Below are 23,449 nucleotides of genomic sequence, written 5' to 3'. Positions count from 1 at the left end.
ACGGCGAAACGCGGGCCTGAAAGCGAAATGATCCCGGTGATCCCGGAACGCACTCGTGTGGTCCATCCGGCGGCAGGCACGGCGAAGGATCTCCTGATTGGGGTGGCGGGCTATTTCCGCACGTCGTCGAGCGCTGCGGCGAAGGCCTCTACGGTCTGCGTGATGTGGTCGTCGTTGTGACTGGTGGACAGGAACCACAGTCCGCGCGGCACTATGCTCACGCCGCGCTCGAGCAGCGCCCGGTGCAAACGCCCGACGAAGGCCCGGTCGGTAGCCGCATAGTCCCGGTAGTCGTTGATGACTCCGTCGGCTCCCACGTAGGTCTGGAACACAGGTCCGGGGCCCGAGACACTCACCGGAACCCCGGCGTCGGTTCCCGCCGAGACGATACCGTCCATGAGGGCGTGCCCGCGGCGGGTGAGCGCGGGGTAGATGTCGTCGCGTTGCTCGTCGAGCATGCGCAAGGTGGCGTTCGCCGCCGCGATGCTCACCGGGTGTGAGTTGAAGGTGCCGGCGTGCGCGACGTGCCCGGCGCTGATGTCGTCCATGATCTCGCCCCGCCCGACGAGTGCTGACAGTTGCATGCCGCCGGCCATCGCCTTGCCGAAGACGGAGAGGTCGGGGGTGACGCCCAGCAGTTCCTGGGCGCCGCCCGCCGCAACCCGGAAGCCGGTGATGATCTCGTCGAAGATCAGCAACGAGCCGTGGCTCCTCGTGAGGTCGCGGAGCAGTTCGAGGTAGCCGGGCAGGGGGAAGATTGCGCCCGTATTGCACAGAATCGGTTCCAGGATGATCGCTGCCACCTCGGAGCCGTGCTCTGCCATGTACGCGGTCGCGGTCGCCGCGTCGTTGAACGGCAGAACGACGAGGTCGTCTTCCACGTGGGGTGTCAGGCCGGGGCTGCCGGGAACAGTGGCGGGATGCTGACGATCGCCTGCCACTGTCAGGTCCGGGTGCACGCTGAACAGTACGGTGTCGAACCAGCCGTGGTAGTGGCCCTCGAACTTGACGATCTTCCGTCTGCCGGTGTGAGCGCGCGCGAGACGTAGCGCAGCGTGTGCAGCCTCGCTGCCTACGCTGTTGAACCGTACCCGCTCTGCCGAGGGGATCATGCGGCAGAGTCGTTCGGCGACCTCGCTCTCGGCCTCGTGTTGAGCGGAATAACCGAGCCCGCGTGAGAGCTGCGCAGTGACTGCCTCGCGCACGACTTCGGGAGCGTGACCCAGGATGTTCGGACCCTGGCCGAGGACGTAGTCAAGGTAGCGGTTGCCGTCGACGTCCCACAGTTCGGCGCCTCGGGCTCGGTCGACGAACAGTGGCACGGGTTCCATGCGTCGGGCGTCGCTGGAGACTCCTCCGGCAATGCTGCGTTGGGCGCGTTCGTAGAGTTCACGGGTACGGGTAAGGGTTCTGGTCATCGGATTCCTCTCTGCGGCGGGATGACGATCAAGGGGTGGGCACGGCTCGTGCTCCGAGTAGGTGACGCGCCGTCCCGCCGAGCACGGCTCGGCGATCGCTTTCGGTGAGGTCAGCGAATGCGACTCGTCCCAATGCGGGCCGTAAGTCGATGAACGGGAAGTCCGATCCGAAGACGACGCGATCGGCACCGATCGCCGCAACCGTGCGAGAGAGCACTGTGCCGGAGTAGCGAGATCCGCAGATCTCCAGGTGGAGCTGCGGATGTTCCAGCGCCAGTTCGAGCGAGAGTTCGAATCCGGCCGGTGAGGCCCCGCTGTGGCCGAGGAGGATGCGCAGATCGGGATGGCGCCGCGCGACCATCGCGAGCATGGCCGGGTCGTCGAAAGGTGAAGTGGCCCAGGTGTGCGTGAGCACGGGAACTCCTCGTTCCACGGCTGCCCGCCACATCGGCTCGTAGCGCATCCCCGTGACGGGATATTCGTGAAGGTCGGGGTGGATCTTCACACCAACGACGCCGGGGTGCGTCAGGCCTCCAAGCAGGTCCGCCCTCGTCGACAACCATGGATTGAATACGACCCAGCCGCGGAACCGGGTCGGCCACCGGTCAAGCACCTCGACCATCTCCGCGTTGCCAGCGCGCGTATCGTCCTCCAATGCACGCAATGCCGAGATCACCGCGACATGCACGCCCGCCCGGTCCATCACCTCGACCATGTGCGCCGGCTCATGGTCGGGGATGAAGAACCGGCTGAATCTGCCCACGTGCGCGTGGGCGTCCCAGATCTCATAGGCTGCCTGCGCACGGCGTTGCAGTATTGCCAGCGCCAGAGGATTCTCGACCGGAAGCGGATTCACGGCTGCCCCTTCCGCGACCACCCGGTCAACCGTGCGATGGTGCCGGTACCTGCAGCGAGCAGCCCGTTCTCGTCGAGACCGGACAGTAGGAGTCGCGTCACCGACTCCGCCAGGTCGTTGTGTGGGCAGCCTGTAGCGAAGATGAGACGGTCGCCCGTGCGCGCGGCGAGCCATTCCAGACCCTGATGGGAGGAGAAGTTCACCGTGTCGACGTAAACGTTCGTGTGCTTGTCCATGAGCGAGACAAGAGGGCGCAACTCGCGATAGCCCAGCGCTGAGATGACGATGTCGAGTGAAGGATGCTCCTGCGCCAGGGCGTCCGCCGATTGCCACGACAACTGTTCGTGCTCGAACCACACGGGGCGTCTCAGTTCTGCAACAGCTTGCATGGCATCGTGTACCGCCTCGTTGCCGAGCGGGTAGCCGTGACGGCATGGGTGTAGTTCGAAGGCGGCGACGTCGTGTTGCTCCGCAGCGAGCATGGTCGCTTCCAGGTCGAACTCGCCGGTCGCGACAGGCAGTAATTCCCATCGCGCACGGAGGCGCGGGTTTCCGTCGATCTGCCTCACGAGTTCTCGGTTGGAGAGCGCCGGGTCGTGCTGTGCCGCCGTGCTGCCGACGATCGCCCTTTCGATGCCGAAGCGATCCATCTGAGCGAGGAGTCGGTCGACGGTGAGTCGGGGCGCATCGCGATCGGATGCGACGCCGAGGCTCGCGTGGGCATCTATCAGCGGTACAGCTCCGACGGGTGATGCCACGACGTCCACGTCGAGGGCTATCGTGTGGTCGGCTGGACGTGCAGGGCATCCGCGCCGTTCCGGTCGATGCCGGTGAGTCCGAACGGTTCGACGAGTTCGGTGTGTCCGGACTTGATCGAGCGATGCGCCGCCTCCAGAACTGCCGTCACATCCCGTGCGCTCTCGACGTCGATGAGCGGCTGCGCCCCAGTGATGCAACAATCGATGAAGTGCCGTAGAGCATCACGGTAGGCGCCGGCGGGCTCACCGTGCATGGTGCGCTGCAGCATGTTCCTGGGGAATCGGAAGCCGTCCGCGGTGGTGAGTGCGATGCTCTCCTTCTGCCGGTCGAGCTGAATCGTTCCGCCCTCCCCGATCACGGCGACGTAACTGTCGACCACGGTCGGGAAGGTGTTGGGGTAGATCCATGCCGACTCGAACGTGGCGATCGCACCGCGCGAGTATCTGGCCTGGATCTGGATCGCATCGGGTGTCTGGATGCCGCGAGAGGCGAGCAATCCCTCACGGGCCAGCGCTGTAACCGAGATCACTCGGTCATCGAACAGCCACGAGACCAGGTCGATGTCGTGGCTGCTGAGGAACCATGCGCATGTGGTCTTGTCCGCCCAGGTCAGCATTTCGGTGGGCACCATGATCGTGTCGTCCTTGCGGGCGTACCCGAGCACCGGATCCCCTAGTTCATCCATGAGCTCCTTCGCCTGCGCGTAGGCCGGAACCCAGCGATGGTTGTACAGGCACATCGCCACGACGCCGGCGACGCGGACCGCGTGGACCGCGCGGTCCGCGTCGGCTGTCGAGGTGGTGAACGGCTTTTCCACGAGGAAATGCTTGCCGCCCTGTGCTGCCGCTACCATCACGTCACCGTGCAGGTGATCAGGGGTCGTGATGACCACGGCATCCACCCGGTCGGAGTCGCACAGTTGCGCGAAGTCGTCGGCGACCCACACGCCACCTGATCGGTCCAGTTGCCATGCGAAGTTCTCCGCCCCTTGTCTGGTTCGGCTCGCGACCGCTGTGATCTCGACGTCCGGCTCTGCGGCGATCGCATTCGCGATGCCGGTGGCCATGATGCCGGACCCGACGATTCCTACCCGGAGCTTCTGCGGCACGTGTTCCTACCCTCTCGTTGCCTTGCTATTGCCGACGAGGTAGATCGTCAGCCACCTACCGCGGCGGTCCCGCCGGGAGCAAGTGCGGTGGTCCATGAATCGGCCGCGTTCTTCAGCGCCTGCTGTGCTGTGACCGAACCGGACATGAAGGCGCGGATGTCGTCGTCGAACGCCTGACGCAGCGAAGCGTCGTTGCCGGACCCTAGTGAGCCGTCGACGAGCTTCGCGAAGCTGGCGAGCGTGGACTTTCTGGCTGCGTCGGCAACCGGATCGCCCGTCGTCTGCTCGAAGAACGGGTCCTTCAGCGTTGCCGGGGTGGAGGGAAGGATGGCCACGAGCTTGCAGAACGCCAACTGATTCGCGGGACTCGTCACGAACTTCAAGAACTCGGCTGCGGCGGCAGCATGCTTCGATGACTTCGGTACTCCGAAGGTCTGCTGCGAGCTCAGGTAGTAGTCCCCGCTGGGACCCACGGCGCCGTCCGTCACTGCCAATTTGCTGTAGATGCTCGGCGACGACGTCTTGATGTGCGCCGGCGCGGACGATTGGTCGGTGCCGGTGAATGCCAGGTTTCCCGCTGCGATGTTCTGCTCGTAGGTGCGCTCGTTCTCTCCGATCGCGCCCTGAGCGATCGCGCCGGACGTGTAGTACGTCTTGAACGTGTCGAGGATCTTTGCGGTCGCCGCGGTGTTGAAGGCCGCCTTCTTGCGGTCGGCGCTGATCAAGGGCACACCCATGGCCTGGAGCGTCGTGCTGTAGGGCATGATCGTCGTGCCCGCCACGCCCGTTGCGCCGTGTACCTTCTGGGCGAACTCGAGCATCTGCTGGAACGTCTTCGGCGGGCTCTTGCGGTCGAAGCCGGCCTTGTCCACGATGGCGGTGTTCCACAGCGCGAGCGCCCTGCCTCCGCCGTTGTACCAGGGAATGGCAGGCAGAGAACCGCTCCTCTGCTTAAGCGGACTGACCAGCTTCGGCGAGTAGACGGAGAGCTCCTTGACCGTGAAGAACTCATTGAGGTCCGTCATCTGGTCCGCGAACAGGCCGACAGTGTCAGAGGTGTAGTTCACGAGGTCAGGAGTCTGGCCGCTGGCGATCGCCGCGAGCAGCTTGGTGGTGATGTCGGTGCCGGGAACGTCGACCCACTCGATCGTCACCTTCGGATACCTGCTCTGGTACGCGTCGATCAGCCCCTGGATGTAACTACCGAAGTTGGTCTTGAGATTGACCGTCCAGAACTGAACGCTCCCCGAGAACTTCGGGCCCGCATCGGTCGCCGTCGGCCGCGGTTTCGCGACACTTGTACCCACGCAGCCCACCAGCCCGAAGGCGGTCGCCGTACCCACCACGGCGACGCCTATCGCCTGTCGGCGTGTCATCGTCTGCGCCATTGCAGTCTCCTCAATCTTGATCGCGATCTTGGTGCTGTCCGAAAACACGCATCCGGACGCTCCCTATGATGACCGGCTCGTTCTGTTCCTGTCAACAATAATCTGTGACAGCTGTGACCGATTATTGGTTCTTGTCGTTGATTGTGATTGACATCACAAGCGTCACATGGTTCTCTGTTGAGCGACGGTTCGGTGTCCGAAATTGGACCCTCTGATGGCCTCACGTACGCCATAGCTACAGGGTTCAGGTCATGCGAGCCAACGGATCAGCGCGAACGCAGGGAGCCAATGGTGGCGTTGACAGTGTCTTCAGCGGCGCGAAGCGCGCGCAGACTGTCGCCGGCGAGGAGCCGCCAACTGCGATCAGGTCGCGTGGTGGGCCAGAAGTGGTTCACGCCTTACCTCTTCATGTTGCCGGGCTTCGCGCTCTTCCTGCTGATGTTCGCGTGGCCGGCGTTCGTCACGTTCCAGCTTTCATTCTCGAGATACGACATCGTGCACCCGGCGGTGTGGATAGGTTTCGGCAACTTCGCGCAGATGGCGGACGATCCCCAGTTCTGGCATGCGCTGCTGAACACCTTCCTGTTCCTGCTCGTGTACCTGCCGTTGGTGGTCATCGTGCCGCTGCTGCTGGCGATGCTGGTGAACCTGAAGGTTCCGGGCATCCACGCATTCCGCATGATCTACTACCTGCCCGTGGTGACCTCCATGATCGCTGTGGCGATCGCGTGGAGGTATCTCTTCAACCAACAGGGCGTGCTGAATTGGATCGTCGGCCTGTTCGTTCCCAGCGGTAAGGGAATCGACTGGCTGCTCGACACCCACTGGGCTCTGCCGTCGATAGCGATCGTCGAAGCCTGGAAGGCGATGGGACTGTACATGATCATCTACCTGGCGGGGCTGCAGTCGGTACCGGCCGACCTGACCGACGCTGCACGAGTGGACGGGGCGAGTGCCGCTCAGCGCTTCTGGCATGTGACGACGCCCTCGATGCTGCCCTACCTCGGCGTGGCTCTAACCCTCGGCATGCTCGGCGCGATGCAGGCCTTCGATTCCATCTACGTGCTGACACAGGGTGGGCCACAGGACACGACTCTCACTCTCGCGTACTACGTGTGGAAGACCGCGTTCCAGAACTACAACATGGGCTACGCCAGCGCCGTCGGTCTCGTGATGTGGGCGATCATGATCGTTCTCGCTCTGCTCAATCAGATGATCACTCGTCGGCGGGATTCCTGAAATGACGAAAGTCTCCGCTCCCCGCGATGCGCGTCGCAATGGGGGAATGCTGCGCGCCGGCACGCTTGTTACCGCGAATCCTACGGTCAGTGATCAGGTGAGTGCCCCGGATGATGCGATACCCCGGGCGTCCCGCACCCGTTTGCCGCGTCGTCGGCGCGGGTGGCTCTCCCGCCGAGCGTTGCTCTATCTGCTGCTGTCCGTCGTCGGGTTGGTCTTCGTCATGCCGTTCGTCATCCTGTTGTCGACGGCACTCAAGCCGTCCACACAGGCGTTGTACACGACGCCGCCGAACATCGTGCCCTGGCCGCCGGTGCTCACGGCGTTCGCTGCAGCGTGGACGACCGTGCCCTTGGTTCTCTATTTCCTGAACTCGGTGCTGCTCGTCGTCATTACTGTCGTGCCGTATCTGGTGGTCTCGGCACTGACCGCCTACCCGCTGGCCAGGATCACGTTCCGAGGCCGCGGAGTCTTCTTCATCATGTTCCTCTCGACGATGTTCCTCCCGGGAGAACTCCTGCTCATCCCCCGCTATCTGGTGCTGTCGCAGCTAGGACTGACGAACACGTTCATCGGCGTCGCCCTGCCGGGAATCCTCAGCGCGCTCGGCATCTTCCTGCTCAGACAGTCATTCGCTCAGATCCCGAACGAGGTCGTCGAGGCTGCGCGCCTTGATGGCTGCAGCGAGTGGCGCATCTTCTGGAACGTGTGCCTGCCACTGGTTCGACCCACGATCGCGGTGCTGACGATTCTCGGGTTCATCTCGGTGTGGAACAGCTTCATCTGGCCGCTTGTCGTCCTGACCTCGCCGACCAAATATCCGTTGTCGCTGGGCATCGCCTACCTGGCGGGATTCGCCGGCAATGACGACCGCACGCTCGCCGCCGGAACCGTGATGTCGTTGATCCCGATCGTGATCGTCTTCCTCACGATGCAGCGGCACATCATGGTCAGCCTGGCCGGCGCGGTCAAGGGCTGACGGCTTGCCACTTCGTGCGGGTCGCCTCGTGTTGTGACGTGCGACCGATCACCGATCGTTCGAGCTGTCCGATTCAGGCGGGATCACCAATCGGAACTGCCTTCGCGGCCTTCCGCGGCCACCTGTGACATTGACCGGGAGACGCCACGCCCGACCGGACTCGGCGAGACGATTGAGCAGCCGACGCGCCGTACGCTCCGAGACCCCAAGAAGATCCGCAGCATCGATGACATCGACGATGTCGCTGCCCCGATCTCTCCTGTTGAGTTCGGCCAGTAGGTGAGCGGCCCGGTCGTCGAACGACTCTTCACCTGTGCCGTTCTCGGCCACCGGAAGGTCGGCGCTCTCCTCGTCGGCGTTCTTGAGATCGTGGAAGGCGCGACGCTCGGCATCCAGCGGGCGCTCACCCACACCAACGCCCACGTTCACGCTCATTCCGGTCTCGTGCCGAACCCGTTGCGCGATCACCGTTGCGGGTGCCGTCGCCGAGATCCGCTGCAACAGACCGTGTGTCGCGCCTAGGAGAAATCCATCGGATTCCAGAGCCCTCAACGACATACCCGTTTCCAAGCACAGGGTTGTCAGGCTTGCCCGAACGAGTGTGCGCGCCTGATCTCGCGCTAAAGCATCGGATGTGGTGGGGGATGCCGCTGAGGAGGACCAGTTGAACGCGACGACGACTTGAGCCGGCTTCGTATCGCCGAGAACCCGCGCCGCCCCGAGAAGGGCGGCGGAGTGAACGCCGGCACGGATGCTCGCATCCGTAGGACGCAGCAGCTCGGCGACGATCCCTTCGCTGGAAAGCTCGCGAGCAACGCTCGGAAGTGACGTGAGCGCTGCACTACAGCTCGGCGCCGAAGCCCGATGGAATCGCAGGTAGCTCGTGATGCCGGCGCCGGCCTTGTACGGCCGCATCTTCACCTCACTGGGATCGATGTCGGCCTCGGCAAGCGCCCGTGCGAGCTCAGCTTCCGAGAACGAGTCCACCGAGATCCGGCCGAGGTCAGCTACTCCGCGTCGCACGAGTCGTAGCAATGCTGCATGTAGCGCCGAGCCCGCCACCGACAGGTACGTCGCAGGCACAGCCAGCGCACCCGCGGCCCGCGCAATGTCATACGAGAGTGGTCCTGCGAAAAGTGCCGCGTCGATGTCGTCGCCGTTCGCCGCGACGAGCCCAGCCGCTTCCTCCTCGTGTTCGTACACGAGAGGAACAAGCTGGATGCGCACGCCGTCGTCGAGCCAACCATCCGCAGTCCGCAAGACTCGTGTGACCAAAGCGTTGGATGCGACAATGCCGACGCTCACCAGCGTGGCGGAATCGTCCGTCGCGGTCAGCCCCGACATGGATCAAACCCTACCCGGCAGGAGACATCGCACATCGTCGCGCAGAGCATCTGCACACTCGTCACGTCGGCGAAGCCCTACGCCTGCCGCAGCGGGGTCAGCATCTCACCGAGACCCTGCGCCCAGGCCCGCATGACGTCACCGTCATGGAGGAAGCGTTGCGGTCGTTGGCCTGCGCCCACCCCAGCGGGAGTCCCTGTGCTGATGACATCACCTGGGTGAAGAGTCATGAAACGGGAAATGGAAAGAACGAGTTCGACGACGCCGAAGATCATGTTGGACGTGCTCGAGTTCTGGAACGCAATGCCATTCACGTCCAGGCCGAGCGGGATCGACTGGGGGTCGGCCACCTCGTCCGCGGTGACGAAGTACGGTCCCATCGGAAAGAAGGTCGCACAGTTCTTGCCCTTGTCCCATTGGCTGCCGAGTTCGAGTTGGAAATGTCGTTCCGACACGTCATTGCAGAGCACGTATCCGGCGATCGCAGAGCGAGCCTCCTCGGGATCTGTGGCATACGCAGTCTCACGGCCGATCACGATCCCCAGTTCGACCTCCCAATCGGTCTTCCGGCTCCCACGAGGAATCATCACCGCGTCGTGTGGGCCCACCACGGTGTCCGTGGCCTTGAGGAAGAGGATCGGCTCCGTCGGCAGTGGGTTCCCGCCCTCGCGAGCATGGTCCGCATAGTTCAATCCGACGCACACGATCTTGCCGGGCATGAGGGGCGCGCCCAGTCGCACCGTGTCGAGGTGGACCTTGCGGCGCTCTACTCCCGGCTCCTGTGAAGCCATGCGATGCGCCTTGATGGTGTCCGCGCCCCGCCTCAGTAGGGAGCCGATGTCACTGGTCTCGATGTCGCCGAGATCGATCGCGGTGTGATCGTCGACCATCACGGCCGGATGCTCTCGGCCCGGTTCTCCTGTTCGCACGAACTTCACGTGGTAAGTCCTCGTCTTCATGTCGGTTGATGCCGGGCGCATGGCGTCACAGGCAGTCCTCGCATACTACTAGCCCTTCCGATAATGTAATTATATCCGCCGTAAAATCCTTCGGGTCTCGTGATGTAGTCGCCGATGACGACACGAGAAGACATCGAGGCATCCATGACACCGACATCGACCATCGAGAACGCTGCGCACATCGACTTGGAACGTGTCAGGCATCTCAGCGACGCCGAGCTGGCCAGTGCCCTGGGCTACAGCCCGATCACACCGATCGGCATACTGCGCTCCGATGTGCGATCGAGCATCTCTCCCGGGCTGTGGAACGTGCAGGCCCGCATGCAACGCCTGACCGAGGCCGAACGTCGAGCCCTCGTCGCGGATGCGGAGCGACTGCTCGACGAGGTCGATGTGACCGGAAGTTCGCTTGGTCGCTCGGCTCGATACGGCTGGCACTACCTGACCTGGATGCTGCCGCTCGCACGTGCTTGGGCTGCAACCGGTGATCCGCGGTTCTCACGGCGATTCTGCGTTCTGTTCACAGAGTGGGACGAGCGCCGAGACGACGTCACTGGTGAGTGGGAATCGCTGGATCCGATCTGGTATTCGCTAGGAATCGCAGGGCGGAGCCCGATCATCCTCGAGGCGCTCGAACTTATCGGGCAGCACCTGCCCGATCCCGTCTGGTCTCGCATGGTGAAGGTGCTCATCGGCGGGGCGCGGTGGTCTTCCGATGAGCACGCTGCCTACCGCACCGGCAATTGGCAGCTCGCCTGCCTTGCCCGGCTCTACCAGGTGGCGATGGCACTTCCGGACGCCGTGGAATCTTGCGAGTGGCGTCGGCGTGCGCTAGAGCGCCTGGCCGAACACCTGGAGGACGACTTCACCGAGGACGGCGGGCACTCGGAGAGATCAACCGGGTACCACGCCATGGTCCTTGGTCTGCTGCAGACGTGCGCGGCGATCGGCCTGTCATCAGGCGACGAGACACTCACGGCGGATCCCCGGTTCCAGAGCCTCCACGCCTGGCTCGGTGAGATGACCCTGGCTCAGGGCTTTACGCTTCCCTTCCAGGACACGAGCATCGATTGGCCTGGTCTCGCGATGCTGCGCGGTGCCGCTCTGTGCGCGGATGCCGACCTCGCTGGACTCGCCCGGTCCTGGCTGGACGACCGGTGGGAACTCGAGCGAAGCCTGCTGCCGGAAGCATTGCGAGCGCGACTGCCCGAGGCAACCGGATCCCGCGCCAGCGAGCGCGAATCGCTGCACCTGACCGGGTCGAAATATGTTGCGCTCCGCGCGCCCGGCACCGCAGGCCAGCTTGCTCTCACGTTCAACTACGGTCCGCGCATTACTCACGAGCTCGAGTCGCATTCCCACTTCGCGGCGCTCGACTTCGTACTTTCCGACCGTAGCGGCGTGCTCCTGTGGGAGGCGGGCGGACCGCAGAGCTACGACGACCCGCGCTACCACGACTGGTTCCAATCCACTCGCGCCCACAACACCGTGGTCGTTGGCGAGCAGAACATCGCATCCGCACATCAGGCGACACTTGACCATCTCGACCTGGGCGGCGAAGTCGAAGTCATCCGTGGCCACCACGACGGCTACACGATTCGAATCGGGCGGACGATCTCGTTCGTGCGATGCGATCCCTCCTACATGATCGTCGACGACGTCCTGGCCAGCGATGCGGATGCGGTGCTGTGGCTGCACGCCATCGATCCGTGGATCCCACCCACGATTCCATCGGATTCGCCCTGGTGGGCAACCGCTGACGGTCGAGTTCGTCTTCGATTCCTCGACCGCGTCCGCGGCATCACCCCCCTACACGCAGGCACAGCACGAATCGTGCGCCCTAACGCTGCAGAGGCGAACGAAGAACCGCTCGACAGCCTCAAAGCCGCGTTCGCACGACGCTTGCGGACGATCATCGTGCCCGAAGGTGCCGGAGAGTTACCCTCGGTCGTCGCCTCACCGGTCGGATTCAACATCGCGTGGACGAATCGGATCGACACGTACACGGACGACGACGCCAACTCCTCCACCCTCCATCTGGGAAAGTGAACCGGTGTCCCCCCACAATGCCCGCAATCGCTGTCAGCGAGGAGTTCATATCGGATCACGCTCGCCCTGGCGGTGACGCGCTCAGCGACGTCGCGACGCGCGAGCCGAATCGGGCCTCTACGGGTCGGCATCTGATCCCACGGTGTCAGAGGGCGCCGGCCGCATTCTGGCCGCAATTGAGCAAGAACTAGCGTAGCTACCATCATCAGACGCAACCCGAGAACGTTGAGAGCTTCTCGCCGACGGCTTCGCGATCGTCGCCACTCGGATCGGGGACGAACTCTTCGGCGACGTCGAGGGGCCGCTGATCTTCCGGGATCATGTGACCGGAAAGTGACACCTCTGGGTGGACCAGTATTCGGTGAGCCCGCAGGGCTACATTCCATTCGTTTCGGATGACCCGGCCTCGGGGGACTGGACTCCCCTCGCCGTCGATGAGTTCTCGCTGCCCGCGGGAACCAAGCACGGCGTCGTGCTGCCGTTGCGCGACGGCGAGTGGGATCGCCTTGCCGCCGCGTACCTGTGAGGCTCAGTACGTGATCTTCACCCTGCCGCCGGCCCGGTCGACCGCCGCAGAACCACCTTTGCCGGCGTCGGCCTCCGCTCGGTCTGCTCGCCGGTCATGAGTGCCAGGAGCTGGCGGAAGGTGTCGCGCCCCTCCTCCTCGAGGCCGAGCTGGATCGTCGTGAGGGGAGGCCGCACGTAGGCGGCTTCGGGGATGTCGTCCATGCCGGTGACCGAGACATCCTCCGGAACGCCAAGTCCCAGCTCGCTCAATGCGAGGATGGCGCCGATCGCCATCTGGTCGTTCGCGGCGACGATGGCGGTCGATGAGAGGCCGGACCCTAGCCTGTGCACCGTGTCATACCCCGACTTCGCCGACCAGTCGCCGTGCACCACGGCTTCCAGCGCCAGGCCGTGTGCCGTCAGCGCATCGTCGAAATCCTTGCGCCTATTGCGTGCAGCGACCCAGGTGCCGGGGCCGGCCAGGTGCAGAAAGCGGCGGTGTCCTAGCCTGACCAGGTGGTCGATCAGTTCGCGGATCGCCTGGCCACGCATGTCGGGAGCGCCTGAATCGTCGGCGACCATTCCGAAGGGGATGACGACCGGCACCTGGAATCTGGCGCTCTCGAACGCGTCGCGGAGCTCGTCCGTTGAAGCCAGGGCGAGGATGCCTGCCACATCGTGCTGGTTCACGAGCTTGATGGCTTCTTCGACGTTGGCGCGATCATCCACATCCAGCGTGATGATGTCGAGTACGTACCCGTGGGTCCGCGCCTCCTCGCTCGCGCCTTGCGCGACCCGTCCTGGTCCGACTTGGGTGATCTCCTGTGTCAGGGCCGCGACTCGGTGGGATCGGTTCGTGGCGAGGGAGCGTGCGGTCAGGTTCGGCCGGTAGCCGAGTTCGTCGAGCGCCTTGAGGACGCGGTCCCGGTTCAGGGGTTTGATCCCCGGGTCGCCCTTGAGCAGCCGGCTCACGGTCTGATGCGAGACACCGGCGCGGCGCGCCACGTCGTAGATCGTGGGCTGCTTGCTGACGGGCCGATCCGCCGAAGTGCTCATGCCGTCTGGTGACATCTACCCTCCGAATCGGGCGGCGCTGCTCGCCACAACTGTATGGCCGCGCGGGCGGTCGCCACGGGAGCTCCAGCGACCTGTGATGGGCGGGAGCGCGAACTGTGGTCATGACCGCCGGGCAGACAACGTTTCGTTACCGGTAACGAAACTGTAACAGTAAATCGTTACCGGTAACGAAATGGGTTAGCTTTCATGCGAAGGCCGGTCACGACAGTGAGCGGATGCCCCCCAGCACAGACAACGGAGTCCCCATGCCGTCATCCCACTCCTACGAGCCGGATCGCGTGCTCTTCGGAGCCGCCTATTACGCCGAGTACCACAGGATCGAGCGCACCGAGGAAGACCTCGACCTGATGGTGAAGGCAGGATTCTCGGTCATCAGGGTGGGCGAATCCGTGTGGTCGACGTGGGAGCCGCGCGAAGGCGAGTTCGAGCTCGAGTGGCTTCAGCCGGTACTCGACGGGGCGCACCGGCGGGGCATCCGCGTGATTCTGGGCACTCCCACCTACGCCGTTCCGCCCTGGCTTCAGACTGCATACCCGGAGATCGCCGCGGAAACGGAGACCGGCCGACGGATGCCGTGGGGGAGCAGGCAGGAGGCGGACTTCACGCATCCCGCCTTCCGGTACTTCGCCGAGCGGATCATCCGCAAGGTGGTCGGTCGCTACGCGCAGCATCCGGCGGTGATCGGGTTCCAGGTCGACAACGAGCCGGGACTCGAGTTGTTCCACAACCGCGGGGTGTTCACCCGCTTCGTGCGCCGGCTCGAGCGCCGGTACGGAGACGTCGACACGTTGAACCGCGAGTGGGGCCTCACCTACTGGTCGCACCGCATCGCGGACTGGTCGGAGTTGTGGGTTCCAGACGGCAACTCGCTGCCTCAGTACGACCTCGAGTGGCGTCGATTCCAGGCGGAGCAGACCACGGAGTTCATCGCATGGCAGGCCGCAGTCGTGCGCGAGTACTCGACGCCGAGCCAGTTCGTGACGACCTGCCTGGCGTATCCGCGGCCTGCCGTCGAGGACCGCGAGTTGACGGAGTCGCTCGACATCGCGGCCGGCAACCCGTACTACGCGATGCAGGATCATCTCGATCTCACGAAGCACGAGTCAGCGCAGACGCAGTGGACCACCTCCGGTGTCGGCGGCTTCTTCCGGCAGGCGGATCGCCTCTTCTCGTCGAAGCAGGAGCGGTTCCTGGTGACCGAGACGAACGCGCAGTCCATCGGCCAGAGCTTCATGAACCTTCCGCCGTGGCCCGGACAGCTGCAGGCCGCCGCCCTTGGGCTGGTCAGCCGTGGTGCAGCGATGATCGAGTACTGGCATTGGCACACGCTGCCCTATGGCACTGAGACGTACTGGGGCGGGGTGCTCCCGCATAGCCTGCAGCCGGGCCGCGTGTACCACGAGATCGCCGAGATCGGCGACCTGCTCCGGCGAGCGGGCACCGCGCTCGACGGATACACCCCGGATGCCGACGCTGCGCTCTTGTGGTCGAACGACTCGCGCTGGGCTCTCGAGTTCTTCCCGGCGCTGAGCCGGGACGGGCAGCCTGATCGGCAGACCTACGAGCACATTTTCGACGCATTCCACACGGGCGTCATCGAGTCGGGGGCGCAGGCGCGCATCCTGCATCCGCAGCAGGCGGCGGCGATCGGAGCGACCGAACTGGCGGAGCGCTACCCGACGCTCGTTGCACCCGCGCTGTACGTGGCCGACGACCAGACGCTCACCCTGCTCGGCGCGTACGCGGGCGCCGGCGGTCACCTCGTCATCGGGCCCCGCACCGCTTACGGTGACGAGCTCGCCCGGGCCCGCGTCGCGGTGGCTCCGGATCGCCTGACGGAGGCCGCCGGCGTGCATTACGACGAGTACTCCAACCTCGAGGCTCCGGTCGCGGTCTCCTCGTCCGCAATCGAACTCGATGAGGATGCCTTGGCCACCGCGTGGGTCGACGGACTCATCTCCGACGGGGCCGACGAGCTGGTGAGCTACCGGCATCCGCGATTCGGCGGCTTCCCTGCAGTCACCACCAAGCCGCACGGGGCGGGTCGCGTGACCGTCGTCGGCACTGTTCCGTCGCGCAGTCTCGCGGCCGCGCTGATGCGCTGGGCAGTGCCGGTCCGGATGGCCGACGAACTCGCCCCCGAGCGTTGCATCCCGGTGACCGCCACATCGGGTCGCACGGCCGACGGCACCCGCGCCTGGTTCCTCATCAACTGGAGCGGCCAAGAGCAGCATGTGCGGCTGGTGCCGGCGACACGCGACGTGGCCGACGCTCGCGAATCGCCGGCGGACTCGCTCCACACGCTTCCGGCCTGGTCGAGCCGGATCCTCCTCACAGAGCCCAGCGACCGAGACGAGAACGACCTCGTACCGAGCACCACCGAAGAAAGAGAAGGTCGACGATGAAGTTCCGAAAGACAGCACTGGCGCTGGCCTCCGGCGTCACGGCGCTCGCGCTGCTCCTCAGCGGATGCAGCAGCCCGGGCGCAAGCACAAAGTCGACGAAGCCGGTGAGTCAGGCCGACATCGACAAGGCGATGAACACGCCCACCACACTCACGTTCTGGACCTGGGTTCCGAACATCCAAGACGAGGTGAACCTCTTCGAGAAGAAGTATCCGAAGATCAAGGTGAACGTCGTCAACACCACCGGGGGTTCGCAGCACTATCCGAAGCTCCGGGCTGCGCTCAAGGCGGGTAAGGGCGTCCCGGATGTCGCGCAGATGGAGTACGACTACATCCCCTCGTTCACGCAGACGAAGAGCCTGCTGAACCTAACGCCGTACGGCGCAGCCGACCTGAAAAAGGACTACGTCGGCTGGGTGTGGAACCAGGTGGACAACAACTCGGGCATCTGGGGCATCCCGCAGGACTCCGGGCCGTTGGGAACGCTGTACCGGGACGACATCTTCAAAGCAGCAGGCCTGAACGGCGCACCGGCGACCTGGGATGACTTCGCCAAGGCCGCGGCCGAGGTGAAGTCGAAGACCGGCTCATACATCACCGACCTGCCGGGCAACGACATGTTCCAGATGATCTCGTTCTTCTGGCAGGCCGGCGCGCAGCCGTTCAGCTACGACGGCAAGAAGACGGTCGGCATCGACCTGAACTCGGCCACAGACCAGAAGGTCGTCTCGTACTGGCAAGACCTGATCAATAGGGATCTCGTGGCCACCGACCCCGACTTCACCGACTCCTACTACCAGGGGCTGGCGGCGAACAAGTACGCCAGCTGGCTGGTGGCGGCCTGGGGCCCCGTCTTCCTGCAGGGCACCGTGAAGAGCACCAGCGGAAAATGGCGCGCCGGCACCATACCGCAGTGGACAGCAGGCGCCGACGTCTCCGGCAACTGGGGAGGTTCGTCGGATGCCGTCATGGCCGCCACGAAGAACCCGATCGCCGCGTACGAGCTGGCGAAGTTCATCAACAACGACCAGGCATCCACTCTGATGATGGCCAACAAGCAGTTCCTGTTCCCCACGACGAAGAGCACACTCACCAACCCGCAATTCGTGGACGCGAAGAGCGACTTCTACGGCGGACAGCAGGTGAACAAGTTCTTCGCGAAGGTCTCCGACACGGTCAACCCGACGTTCGAGTGGCTGCCGTTCATGGATTACGTGAACTCGAGCTACTCGACGACGCTCGGCAAGGCGATCGCCGATCACGGCGACCTGAAGGCCGCTTTGACGACCTGGCAGAACCAGGTCGTCAGCTACGCGAAGCAGCAAGGCTTCACCGTCAAGTGACCACAGCGGGTCCGGGCGGCGGTCGCCGCTCAGACCCGCTGTCGTAGAAGGAGTCGACCATGTCCGTTCTCACCGCCCGGCGCGGCACACCAGGCGCAGCCACCCGTCGACGCTCTTCGGGGAGGATAGGAGCCGCGCAGACCCGCGCGGCCTGGATCCTCATCATCCCGTTCCTCGTCATCTTCGCCGCGATGTTCCTGGCGCCGCTGATCTACTCGCTCTATCTCAGCCTGTTCAGCTCGCAGCTCGTCGGAGGCCAGGCGTTCGCCGGGCTCGGCAACTACATCCGCGCCGTCCAGGACCCGAGCTTCTGGGCCGGGCTCGGCAGGGTCGGACTGTTCCTGCTCGTGCAGGTGCCGATCATGCTCGTCGCCGCCATCTGCTTCGCGCTCGCGCTGGACAGCAAACGGGTTCGCGGCGGCAGGGCCGCGCGACTCCTGGTGTTCGTACCGTATGCGGTGCCGAGCGTTGTCGCCACGCTGATGTGGGGGTACCTGTACGGCACCGACTTCGGACTCATCACGCAGATCTTCCACGGCCTCGGACTGTCGGCGCCCGATCTGCTGTCGCCGCAGAACATCCTCGGCTCGACCATGAACATCGTCTGCTGGGAGTTCATCGGCTACAACATGATCATCCTGTACGCGGCCCTTCGATCGATTCCGGAGGATCTGTACGAAGCCGCGGAGATCGACGGCGCCGGGCAGTTCCGCATCGCGTGGAGCATCAAGCTGCCGGCCATCAGGCAGGCGCTTCTCCTCACGGTGATCTTCTCGATCATCGGATCATTCCAGCTGTTCAACGAACCGAACCTGCTGTCCAACATCGCGCCGAACTCCATCGGCACCGACTTCACGCCGAACCTCTACGCCTACAACGTGGCGTTCAAGAACCAGGACATCAACTACGCCGCTGCGATCGCCTTCCTACTCGGGATCATCATCATGATCGTCTCGTTCGTCGTGCAGACGGCCGCCAACCGGAAGGAGCACGAGTCGTGAGCACCACCATCCGTCCCGCGTCGCCGACCGTCGATCCAGCCGGGGGCAAGCATCCTGAGCCGAGGCGTCGACACAAGGTCGTCGTACGCGAGAAGCGCCGCAGCACCCTGCTCACGATCTTCGTGTGGATCTCGCTGATCTACTTCATCGTTCCGCTGCTGTGGCTGTTCATCTCGGCGACAAAAGACAACTCCGACCTGTTCAGCACGTTCGGGCTTTGGTTCGGCAACTCGTTCCAGTTCTTCGCCAACTTCGCGAACCTCTTCACCTTCCAGGGCGGCGTGTTCTGGCAGTGGGGACTGAACACGATCATCTACTCCGTGGTCAGCGCCGTCGGGGCGGCCGCGCTCGCCACGGCCGCTGGCTACTCGCTGGCGAAGTACCGGTTCCGTGGGCGCACCGCGGTGTTCTCCGTGATCCTCGGATCGATCATGGTTCCACTCACAGCGCTGGCAATCCCGACCTATCTTTTGTTCGCGGCCGCGAACCTGACCGACTCGATGTGGGCGATCATCCTTCCCTCTCTGGTCAGCCCGTTCGGCGTCTACCTGATGCGCGTCTACGCCCTCGAGTCGGTGGACGACAGCCTGCTCGAGGCGGCGCGCATCGACGGCGCTGGCGAGTTCCGCATCTTCGCAACCATTGGCGTCCGCCTGCTGTCGCCCGGCATCGTCACCGTCGTGCTGTTCCAGTTAGTCGCCACATGGAACAACTACTTTTTGCCGCTCATCATGCTCAACACGCCATCCCTCTTCCCGGTAACCGTCGGTCTCGCCCAATGGCAGGCCACGGCATCAGCAGGGGGCGGTGCGCAGGTGCTGTTCTCGACCGTGCTGACCGGGGCTTTCGTTTCGATCATCCCGCTGATCGTCGCGTTCCTCTTCCTGCAGCGCTACTGGCAGTCCGGGCTCGCCACCGGAGGCGTGAAGGGGTAACTCGCAACACACCGCATATTCGGGTCACTGCGAATTCGGTGCGTCGAGAGGAGGGATGGTCGATGCGCGTCAGGCCGACGCCGATTGCTCCAGCGAATCCGTGTACGAGGTGCACCCGCGACAACGAGCGTGGCCGCATTTTGGCCGCATCTGCATCAGAACCAATCCTGTTCATGTGATCGAGGGATGTTCGAGAATGCTGGAATTCTGCGGGTTTCTGTATCTGATGACGTACCGCAGACTTCGTCCGAGGGTTCAAATCCCTCCGTCTCCGCCACATTCAATCCCCGAGATTCCGCGGAACGACGCAGGTTCCCCTTTGCTGGTGGGTGATCCCCCACGGAACCTTCACTACTGATTCGGCGCCTGCGACGATGGGTTGCCGCGGTCCTATGCGAGTTCGTTGAGGCGGTGCTGCCCTCGGCGGCAGGCTCATCGCAGGGTTGGGGCTGCAGACCCGCTGGCATCCGCCCCACCCGCCTCGCGGCCGAGCCGATTCGGTCCTGTCAAGGCCTCGACCTCGGGTAGTTCACGATCCAAGCTCTACCCATGCGCCGAATCGTCTATGCGGGAACTGCCTTCTATACCGGCGACAGCATCGCCAGGGCGCTGCTCGACTACGCTCGCGCTCTGGCGTCGCGGGGTCTCGCCGACGCGGTGTTCGTGCCAGGCCGGCTCGCCAGCGGGGTGGTCGACATGATCGAAGTGCTCATCGGACCGTCGAGCCAACTCGTGAGCGAGCCCGTGGACGAGTACGGCCCCGACATCGTTGACGGCCCGACGGTCACAGAGCTTCAGGGCCGGACGGAACGTGTAGACGCCCTGCCGAGAGCGTGATGCTCCGTCATCCGCCCTGCCGCGAAGGAGCAAGCGGTGGAATCATCGGTACATGGGCTACTTGGTGTACAACGATCGTGCCCAGTACCGCTTCGACGACCGCACCCTTTCCCACCTGAAGATCGCGATCACCTCGAAGCTGCGGCTGCAGGAGGGCTTTCTGCTGAGTTGGCGGGTCGCGCCCGAAGACGGCGGCGGACGGATCAGCATCTGGCTGAGCCCTTCGATCCAGCTGCAGTTCCTCTTCAACGAGCCTGCGCCGCCGCCGCTGAACCCGCAGTGGCTCGAGGCATTGGCGCGCTCGTCGCATGGTCTGCGCGGCATGGTCGTCATGGCGGAGAACGAGGCCGCGGCCATCGGCACCGGTCCGGTCACCGACGCGGTGGTGCAGCAGCACATCCGGTCGGTACTCGACGAAGTGAGTTCGCCGCTTCCGCCACGTGCGGTGCATGCGCCGTAGATGGCCTCTGAACGGCGATGCCGCGACAACAGACTCCGCGACACTCCGCGAGCCGTCGCCCGTACTCTCCTGCGAGATTTAGCGTGAGCAAATGGATGACATCGAGCCGACCCCGGAGCAGTTGCTGGCTGCACTGGATGCCAGCGAGCTCGTCGAGTCCGTCGGCGCGCTGAGCGAATCCCAGCGTGGCGACCTGCTCGAGCGGGTGGCTCTACTGGTGGGCGCCAACCGATCTCTCAGCGTCGAGGAGTTCCGCAGCGAGCTCACCGACATCCTCGATTCCGGACCCACCTTCCATGCCGTGCTGCACGGCGGCCAGTTCGACGGACAGGTGATGGAGCTCGATCCGGAGGACTTCGACGCCGACATGATCTGCGCGGCAGTGGACGAGACGAATGCGCCGGAGTCGAATCTGCCGAAGTCGGATGCGCCTGCGTTGGATCCGTCTGAGTTGGATGCGTCTGCGTTGGACGCGCCAGAGGCGGATGCCTCTCATGGTTCGGTTCCGCACGCATCGGGTGCGCTTCCCTCGCTGTACCGCCTGAGCGCGGGCGAGCCCGGCCCCGGGGCGACCGTGCATTACGAGTTCGGCGGCCTGGTGTCGGTCGACGACGCCGCCTGACGCGGTAGCAGAGAAAAGAGTTCACCCACTGGCCGACTGTCGAGACGGCCGGCGGCGGCGTCGCGGCGAACGCCGGAAATGGCCTTCGCTTTCCACTCCATCGATCTGTGGTTCTGCACAGGTTCGCCGCTCGGCGTTGCCCTAGGGTGGTCCGATGGCAGCATCGAGGAGCACCCAGCGTGGACGGCGTCGCGCCGGCGCCGGCGCGTCCGAACCGTTGCACGCCATAGCCAGGCACGGCCGACTGCGGCGCAAGCCGTGGGCGACGTTCGGCAAGGTGGTGGCATCCGTCGCCGTCGTCGCCTTCGTCAGTGTGGTCGGCATCGGCGGCGTCGCTGCAGCGAACCTGGTCTCGGACAAGAAGCCGTCGGTGCACCTCGTCGGCGAGGAGAAGCTCGGCGCGATTCCCGACATCGGTGCGCTCGACGGTGGTGTGAACATCCTGCTCGCCGCGAGCGACACCCGCACGGGCCAAGGCGGCGCATGGGGCACCACCGAAGACAGTTCCGGTGCGGGGCTCAACGACGTCACGATGCTCCTGCACCTTTCGCAGGACCACACGCACGCGACAGTGGTGAGCTTTCCGCGCGACCTGATGCTCGCCATTCCGAAGTGCCCCGACGGCAGGGGCGGCTGGAACAGCGCGATGTCGTCGCAGCCGCTCAACACGACGCTCTCCGACGGCGGCGTGGCGTGCACGGTGCTGACGATCGAGCAGCTGACCGGTATCGACATCCCGTTCGCCGGCGTCGTGGATTTCGAGGGCGTCGTCTCGATGTCGAACGCGGTGGGCGGCGTGCCGGTGTGCATCACCGACGGCGGCATCCACGACGAGCACACGAACCTCGACCTTCCGGACGGCACGTCGGTGCTGCAGGGCATGCAGGCGGCCGAGTTCCTGCGCACGCGGTACGGCGTGGGCGACGGATCCGATCTGGGCCGCATCAGCAACACGCAGGTGTTCCTGTCGTCTCTGGTGCGCACCGTGATGACGAAGGCGACGCTCACGAACCCGGTCAAGATGTGGGGTCTCGTGAAAGCGGCTCAGCAGCACATCCAGTGGTCGGATTCGCTGAACAACGTGACCACGCTGTACCAGGTCGCTATGGCGGGCAAGGACCTCAAGTACGACAACATCACCTTCGTGCAGTACCCGGTCGGCAGCGACTCCGACTATCCGGGCAAGGTCGTGGCCGATCACTCGTCGGCCGACGTGCTCATGGAGGCGATCAAGAACGACCAGCCCATCCGGTTGACGGGCGGAACCGGTGTGGGATCCGTGGCGCCGACGGATGCCCCCGCCCCATCGGATGCCTCGGGCTCGGGCACGCCGTCAGGCGGATCCAGTGCGGGCGCGGGCTCCGGGTCAGGCAGCACGCCTGTCGCGCTGCCGCAGGATGTCAAGGGTCAGACCGCTGCCACCCAGACCTGCTCGAAGGGCAACAACTGACTGAGGCGAGAGCGAAGCGAGCTTGCTCGCTTCGCCGAGCCGATGGAAGTTGATGTTTTCCGTGGGTTGGGCTTCTCCCGTGGGTTGAGCTTGTCGAAACCCGCAGTTCCGGTTCCGGCAAGTCCGACCGTCAGCACCGCCGGAGCACAGCCATCCTCAGAACAGCTTCGGCGCATCGGCCTCGAGCGCACCCTCGAGGCCGAGCAGGAACCGCTTGCGCTCGAGGCCGCCCGCGTAGCCGGTGAGGCTTCCGTCGGCGCCGACCACGCGGTGGCACGGCACGGCGATGGAGAGCGGGTTGTGTCCGACGGCCTGCCCGACGATGCGAGCCATCGACCGGTCGCCGAGTTGCTCCGCGATGCCGCCGTACGTGATGGTCTCGCCGTACGGGATCTTCCGCAGGATGTCCCACACCCGTTCCTCGAAGTCGCTTCCGTTCGCGCGCATGGCGAAGTCGAGCGTGTCGCGCCCGCCGTCGAGGTAGTCGCGCAGCTGTTCGACCGCAGGTGCGATGGCCGGGTCGGAGCCGTACGACACCTCCGGACCGAACGCGGAGCGATCCGGCCTGGTCCAGTGACCGGGGTAGTAGATGCCGATGACGGCGTCGTCTTCGGCGACGATGGTGACCTCGCCGATCTGCTCCGAGATCTGCGGCGCAGCGATCGTGGCGTGCCGGATGCCCATGCTGACTCCTCGTGTTCGTTCCTCTTCAT

21 protein-coding genes are annotated in these 23,449 nt (G+C 64.6%); 12 read left to right on the top strand and 9 right to left on the bottom strand.

Annotated features, from left to right (window positions below; all coding sequences use genetic code 11):
* Window positions 1–110 precede the first annotated feature (110 nt).
* The 5 genes from ACYVDK_RS17770 to ACYVDK_RS17750 are packed head-to-tail and all read right to left on the bottom strand — an operon-like array spanning window position 111 to window position 5,529.
* A complete protein-coding gene (locus ACYVDK_RS17770; RefSeq protein ID WP_460524243.1) occupies window positions 111–1,418 on the bottom strand; it encodes an aspartate aminotransferase family protein in 1,308 nt (435 codons plus the stop codon).
* Between the two features lie 28 nt (window positions 1,419–1,446).
* Complete coding sequence (locus tag ACYVDK_RS17765; protein ID WP_460524241.1) at window positions 1,447–2,274, bottom strand: amidohydrolase family protein; 828 nt, start codon at window positions 2,272–2,274, stop codon at window positions 1,447–1,449.
* The gene (locus ACYVDK_RS17760) at window positions 2,271–3,032 is read right to left on the bottom strand and encodes an amidohydrolase family protein (protein WP_460524239.1); all 762 of its coding nucleotides are present in this window, start codon (window positions 3,030–3,032) and stop codon (window positions 2,271–2,273) included. Before ACYVDK_RS17760 ends, ACYVDK_RS17765 begins: the two co-directional genes overlap by 4 nt.
* 17 nt (window positions 3,033–3,049) lie before the next feature.
* Window positions 3,050–4,141, bottom strand: a complete 1,092-nt coding sequence (locus ACYVDK_RS17755) for a Gfo/Idh/MocA family protein (protein WP_460524237.1) — start codon at window positions 4,139–4,141, stop codon at window positions 3,050–3,052.
* Window positions 4,142–4,188: 47 nt separating this feature from the next.
* Complete coding sequence (locus ACYVDK_RS17750; protein ID WP_460524235.1) at window positions 4,189–5,529, bottom strand: ABC transporter substrate-binding protein; 1,341 nt, start codon at window positions 5,527–5,529, stop codon at window positions 4,189–4,191.
* Between the two features lie 375 nt (window positions 5,530–5,904).
* Here ACYVDK_RS17750 and ACYVDK_RS17745 point away from each other — a divergent pair, with 375 nt between their 5' ends.
* A complete protein-coding gene (locus tag ACYVDK_RS17745; protein ID WP_460524233.1) occupies window positions 5,905–6,768 on the top strand; it encodes a carbohydrate ABC transporter permease in 864 nt (287 codons plus the stop codon).
* 97 nt (window positions 6,769–6,865) lie between these two features.
* Window positions 6,866–7,747 carry a carbohydrate ABC transporter permease gene (locus tag ACYVDK_RS17740; RefSeq protein ID WP_460524231.1) on the top strand — a complete coding sequence of 294 codons (882 nt, stop codon included), beginning with the start codon at window positions 6,866–6,868 and terminating at the stop codon, window positions 7,745–7,747.
* A gap of 48 nt (window positions 7,748–7,795) precedes the next feature.
* On the opposite strand, the gene ACYVDK_RS17735 is transcribed toward ACYVDK_RS17740, so the two are convergent.
* Together ACYVDK_RS17735 and ACYVDK_RS17730 are read right to left on the bottom strand one after the other, a co-directional pair.
* A complete protein-coding gene (locus ACYVDK_RS17735; protein ID WP_460524229.1) occupies window positions 7,796–9,091 on the bottom strand; it encodes a hypothetical protein in 1,296 nt (431 codons plus the stop codon).
* Between the two features lie 77 nt (window positions 9,092–9,168).
* Window positions 9,169–10,029 (bottom strand): fumarylacetoacetate hydrolase family protein, encoded by an 861-nt coding sequence (locus tag ACYVDK_RS17730; protein ID WP_460524227.1) that lies wholly within the window; start codon window positions 10,027–10,029, stop codon window positions 9,169–9,171.
* 135 nt (window positions 10,030–10,164) lie between these two features.
* Between ACYVDK_RS17730 and ACYVDK_RS17725 the strand changes: the two genes are divergently transcribed.
* On the top strand, window positions 10,165–12,099 hold the full coding sequence (locus ACYVDK_RS17725; RefSeq protein ID WP_460524225.1) for a heparinase II/III domain-containing protein: 1,935 nt from the start codon (window positions 10,165–10,167) through the stop codon (window positions 12,097–12,099).
* A gap of 346 nt (window positions 12,100–12,445) precedes the next feature.
* Entirely contained in the window at window positions 12,446–12,625 is a 180-nt protein-coding gene (locus ACYVDK_RS17720; RefSeq protein WP_460524223.1) for a glycoside hydrolase family protein, read from the top strand.
* A gap of 17 nt (window positions 12,626–12,642) precedes the next feature.
* On the opposite strand, the gene ACYVDK_RS17715 is transcribed toward ACYVDK_RS17720, so the two are convergent.
* Window positions 12,643–13,662: a LacI family DNA-binding transcriptional regulator gene (locus ACYVDK_RS17715; RefSeq protein WP_460524221.1), complete on the bottom strand. Its 1,020-nt coding sequence runs from the start codon at window positions 13,660–13,662 to the stop codon at window positions 12,643–12,645.
* A 266-nt stretch (window positions 13,663–13,928) separates the two neighbouring features.
* Between ACYVDK_RS17715 and ACYVDK_RS17710 the strand changes: the two genes are divergently transcribed.
* The 8 genes from ACYVDK_RS17710 to ACYVDK_RS17675 all read left to right on the top strand — a co-directional run bounded on the left by ACYVDK_RS17710 (window position 13,929) and on the right by ACYVDK_RS17675 (window position 22,736).
* On the top strand, window positions 13,929–16,088 hold the full coding sequence (locus ACYVDK_RS17710) for a beta-galactosidase (RefSeq protein ID WP_460524219.1): 2,160 nt from the start codon (window positions 13,929–13,931) through the stop codon (window positions 16,086–16,088).
* Complete coding sequence (locus tag ACYVDK_RS17705) at window positions 16,085–17,431, top strand: ABC transporter substrate-binding protein (RefSeq protein ID WP_460524217.1); 1,347 nt, start codon at window positions 16,085–16,087, stop codon at window positions 17,429–17,431. Before ACYVDK_RS17710 ends, ACYVDK_RS17705 begins: the two co-directional genes overlap by 4 nt.
* 59 nt (window positions 17,432–17,490) lie before the next feature.
* Complete coding sequence (locus ACYVDK_RS17700) at window positions 17,491–18,432, top strand: carbohydrate ABC transporter permease (RefSeq protein WP_460524215.1); 942 nt, start codon at window positions 17,491–17,493, stop codon at window positions 18,430–18,432.
* A complete protein-coding gene (locus tag ACYVDK_RS17695) occupies window positions 18,429–19,367 on the top strand; it encodes a carbohydrate ABC transporter permease (RefSeq protein WP_460524213.1) in 939 nt (312 codons plus the stop codon). Before ACYVDK_RS17700 ends, ACYVDK_RS17695 begins: the two co-directional genes overlap by 4 nt.
* A gap of 549 nt (window positions 19,368–19,916) precedes the next feature.
* Window positions 19,917–20,204 carry a hypothetical protein gene (locus ACYVDK_RS17690; protein ID WP_460524211.1) on the top strand — a complete coding sequence of 96 codons (288 nt, stop codon included), beginning with the start codon at window positions 19,917–19,919 and terminating at the stop codon, window positions 20,202–20,204.
* Between the two features lie 52 nt (window positions 20,205–20,256).
* Window positions 20,257–20,664: a DUF7882 family protein gene (locus ACYVDK_RS17685; RefSeq protein ID WP_460524209.1), complete on the top strand. Its 408-nt coding sequence runs from the start codon at window positions 20,257–20,259 to the stop codon at window positions 20,662–20,664.
* Window positions 20,665–20,755: 91 nt separating this feature from the next.
* Window positions 20,756–21,286, top strand: coding sequence for a hypothetical protein (locus ACYVDK_RS17680; protein WP_460524207.1), 531 nt, complete (start codon window positions 20,756–20,758; stop codon window positions 21,284–21,286).
* A 154-nt stretch (window positions 21,287–21,440) separates the two neighbouring features.
* Window positions 21,441–22,736, top strand: a complete 1,296-nt coding sequence (locus ACYVDK_RS17675; protein WP_460524205.1) for an LCP family protein — start codon at window positions 21,441–21,443, stop codon at window positions 22,734–22,736.
* Window positions 22,737–22,892: 156 nt separating this feature from the next.
* Here the strand turns inward: ACYVDK_RS17675 and ACYVDK_RS17670 are convergent, their stop codons facing one another.
* Window positions 22,893–23,420 carry a methylated-DNA--[protein]-cysteine S-methyltransferase gene (locus tag ACYVDK_RS17670; protein ID WP_460524203.1) on the bottom strand — a complete coding sequence of 176 codons (528 nt, stop codon included), beginning with the start codon at window positions 23,418–23,420 and terminating at the stop codon, window positions 22,893–22,895.
* Window positions 23,421–23,449 lie beyond the last annotated feature (29 nt).

Source organism: Humibacter antri (genome assembly GCF_054777235.1).
Note: the sequence above shows the minus strand (reverse complement) of the source record. Positions and strands in the feature narration are given on the sequence as shown.

Bases quoted from the DNA above. Each gene is read 5' to 3' on its own strand.
- ACYVDK_RS17705 (WP_460524217.1), top strand. From the start codon at position 16,085: ATGAAGTTCCGAAAGACAGCACTGGCGCTGGCCTCCGGCGTCACGGCG.
- ACYVDK_RS17680 (WP_460524207.1), top strand. From the start codon at position 20,756: ATGGATGACATCGAGCCGACCCCGGAGCAGTTGCTGGCTGCACTGGAT.
- ACYVDK_RS17715 (WP_460524221.1), bottom strand. From the start codon at position 13,662: ATGAGCACTTCGGCGGATCGGCCCGTCAGCAAGCAGCCCACGATCTAC.
- ACYVDK_RS17690 (WP_460524211.1), top strand. From the start codon at position 19,917: ATGCGCCGAATCGTCTATGCGGGAACTGCCTTCTATACCGGCGACAGC.
- ACYVDK_RS17735 (WP_460524229.1), bottom strand. From the start codon at position 9,091: ATGTCGGGGCTGACCGCGACGGACGATTCCGCCACGCTGGTGAGCGTC.
- ACYVDK_RS17700 (WP_460524215.1), top strand. From the start codon at position 17,491: ATGTCCGTTCTCACCGCCCGGCGCGGCACACCAGGCGCAGCCACCCGT.
- ACYVDK_RS17725 (WP_460524225.1), top strand. From the start codon at position 10,165: ATGACGACACGAGAAGACATCGAGGCATCCATGACACCGACATCGACC.
- ACYVDK_RS17675 (WP_460524205.1), top strand. From the start codon at position 21,441: ATGGCAGCATCGAGGAGCACCCAGCGTGGACGGCGTCGCGCCGGCGCC.
- ACYVDK_RS17670 (WP_460524203.1), bottom strand. From the start codon at position 23,420: ATGGGCATCCGGCACGCCACGATCGCTGCGCCGCAGATCTCGGAGCAG.
- ACYVDK_RS17770 (WP_460524243.1), bottom strand. From the start codon at position 1,418: ATGACCAGAACCCTTACCCGTACCCGTGAACTCTACGAACGCGCCCAA.
- ACYVDK_RS17685 (WP_460524209.1), top strand. From the start codon at position 20,257: ATGGGCTACTTGGTGTACAACGATCGTGCCCAGTACCGCTTCGACGAC.
- ACYVDK_RS17710 (WP_460524219.1), top strand. From the start codon at position 13,929: ATGCCGTCATCCCACTCCTACGAGCCGGATCGCGTGCTCTTCGGAGCC.
- ACYVDK_RS17750 (WP_460524235.1), bottom strand. From the start codon at position 5,529: ATGGCGCAGACGATGACACGCCGACAGGCGATAGGCGTCGCCGTGGTG.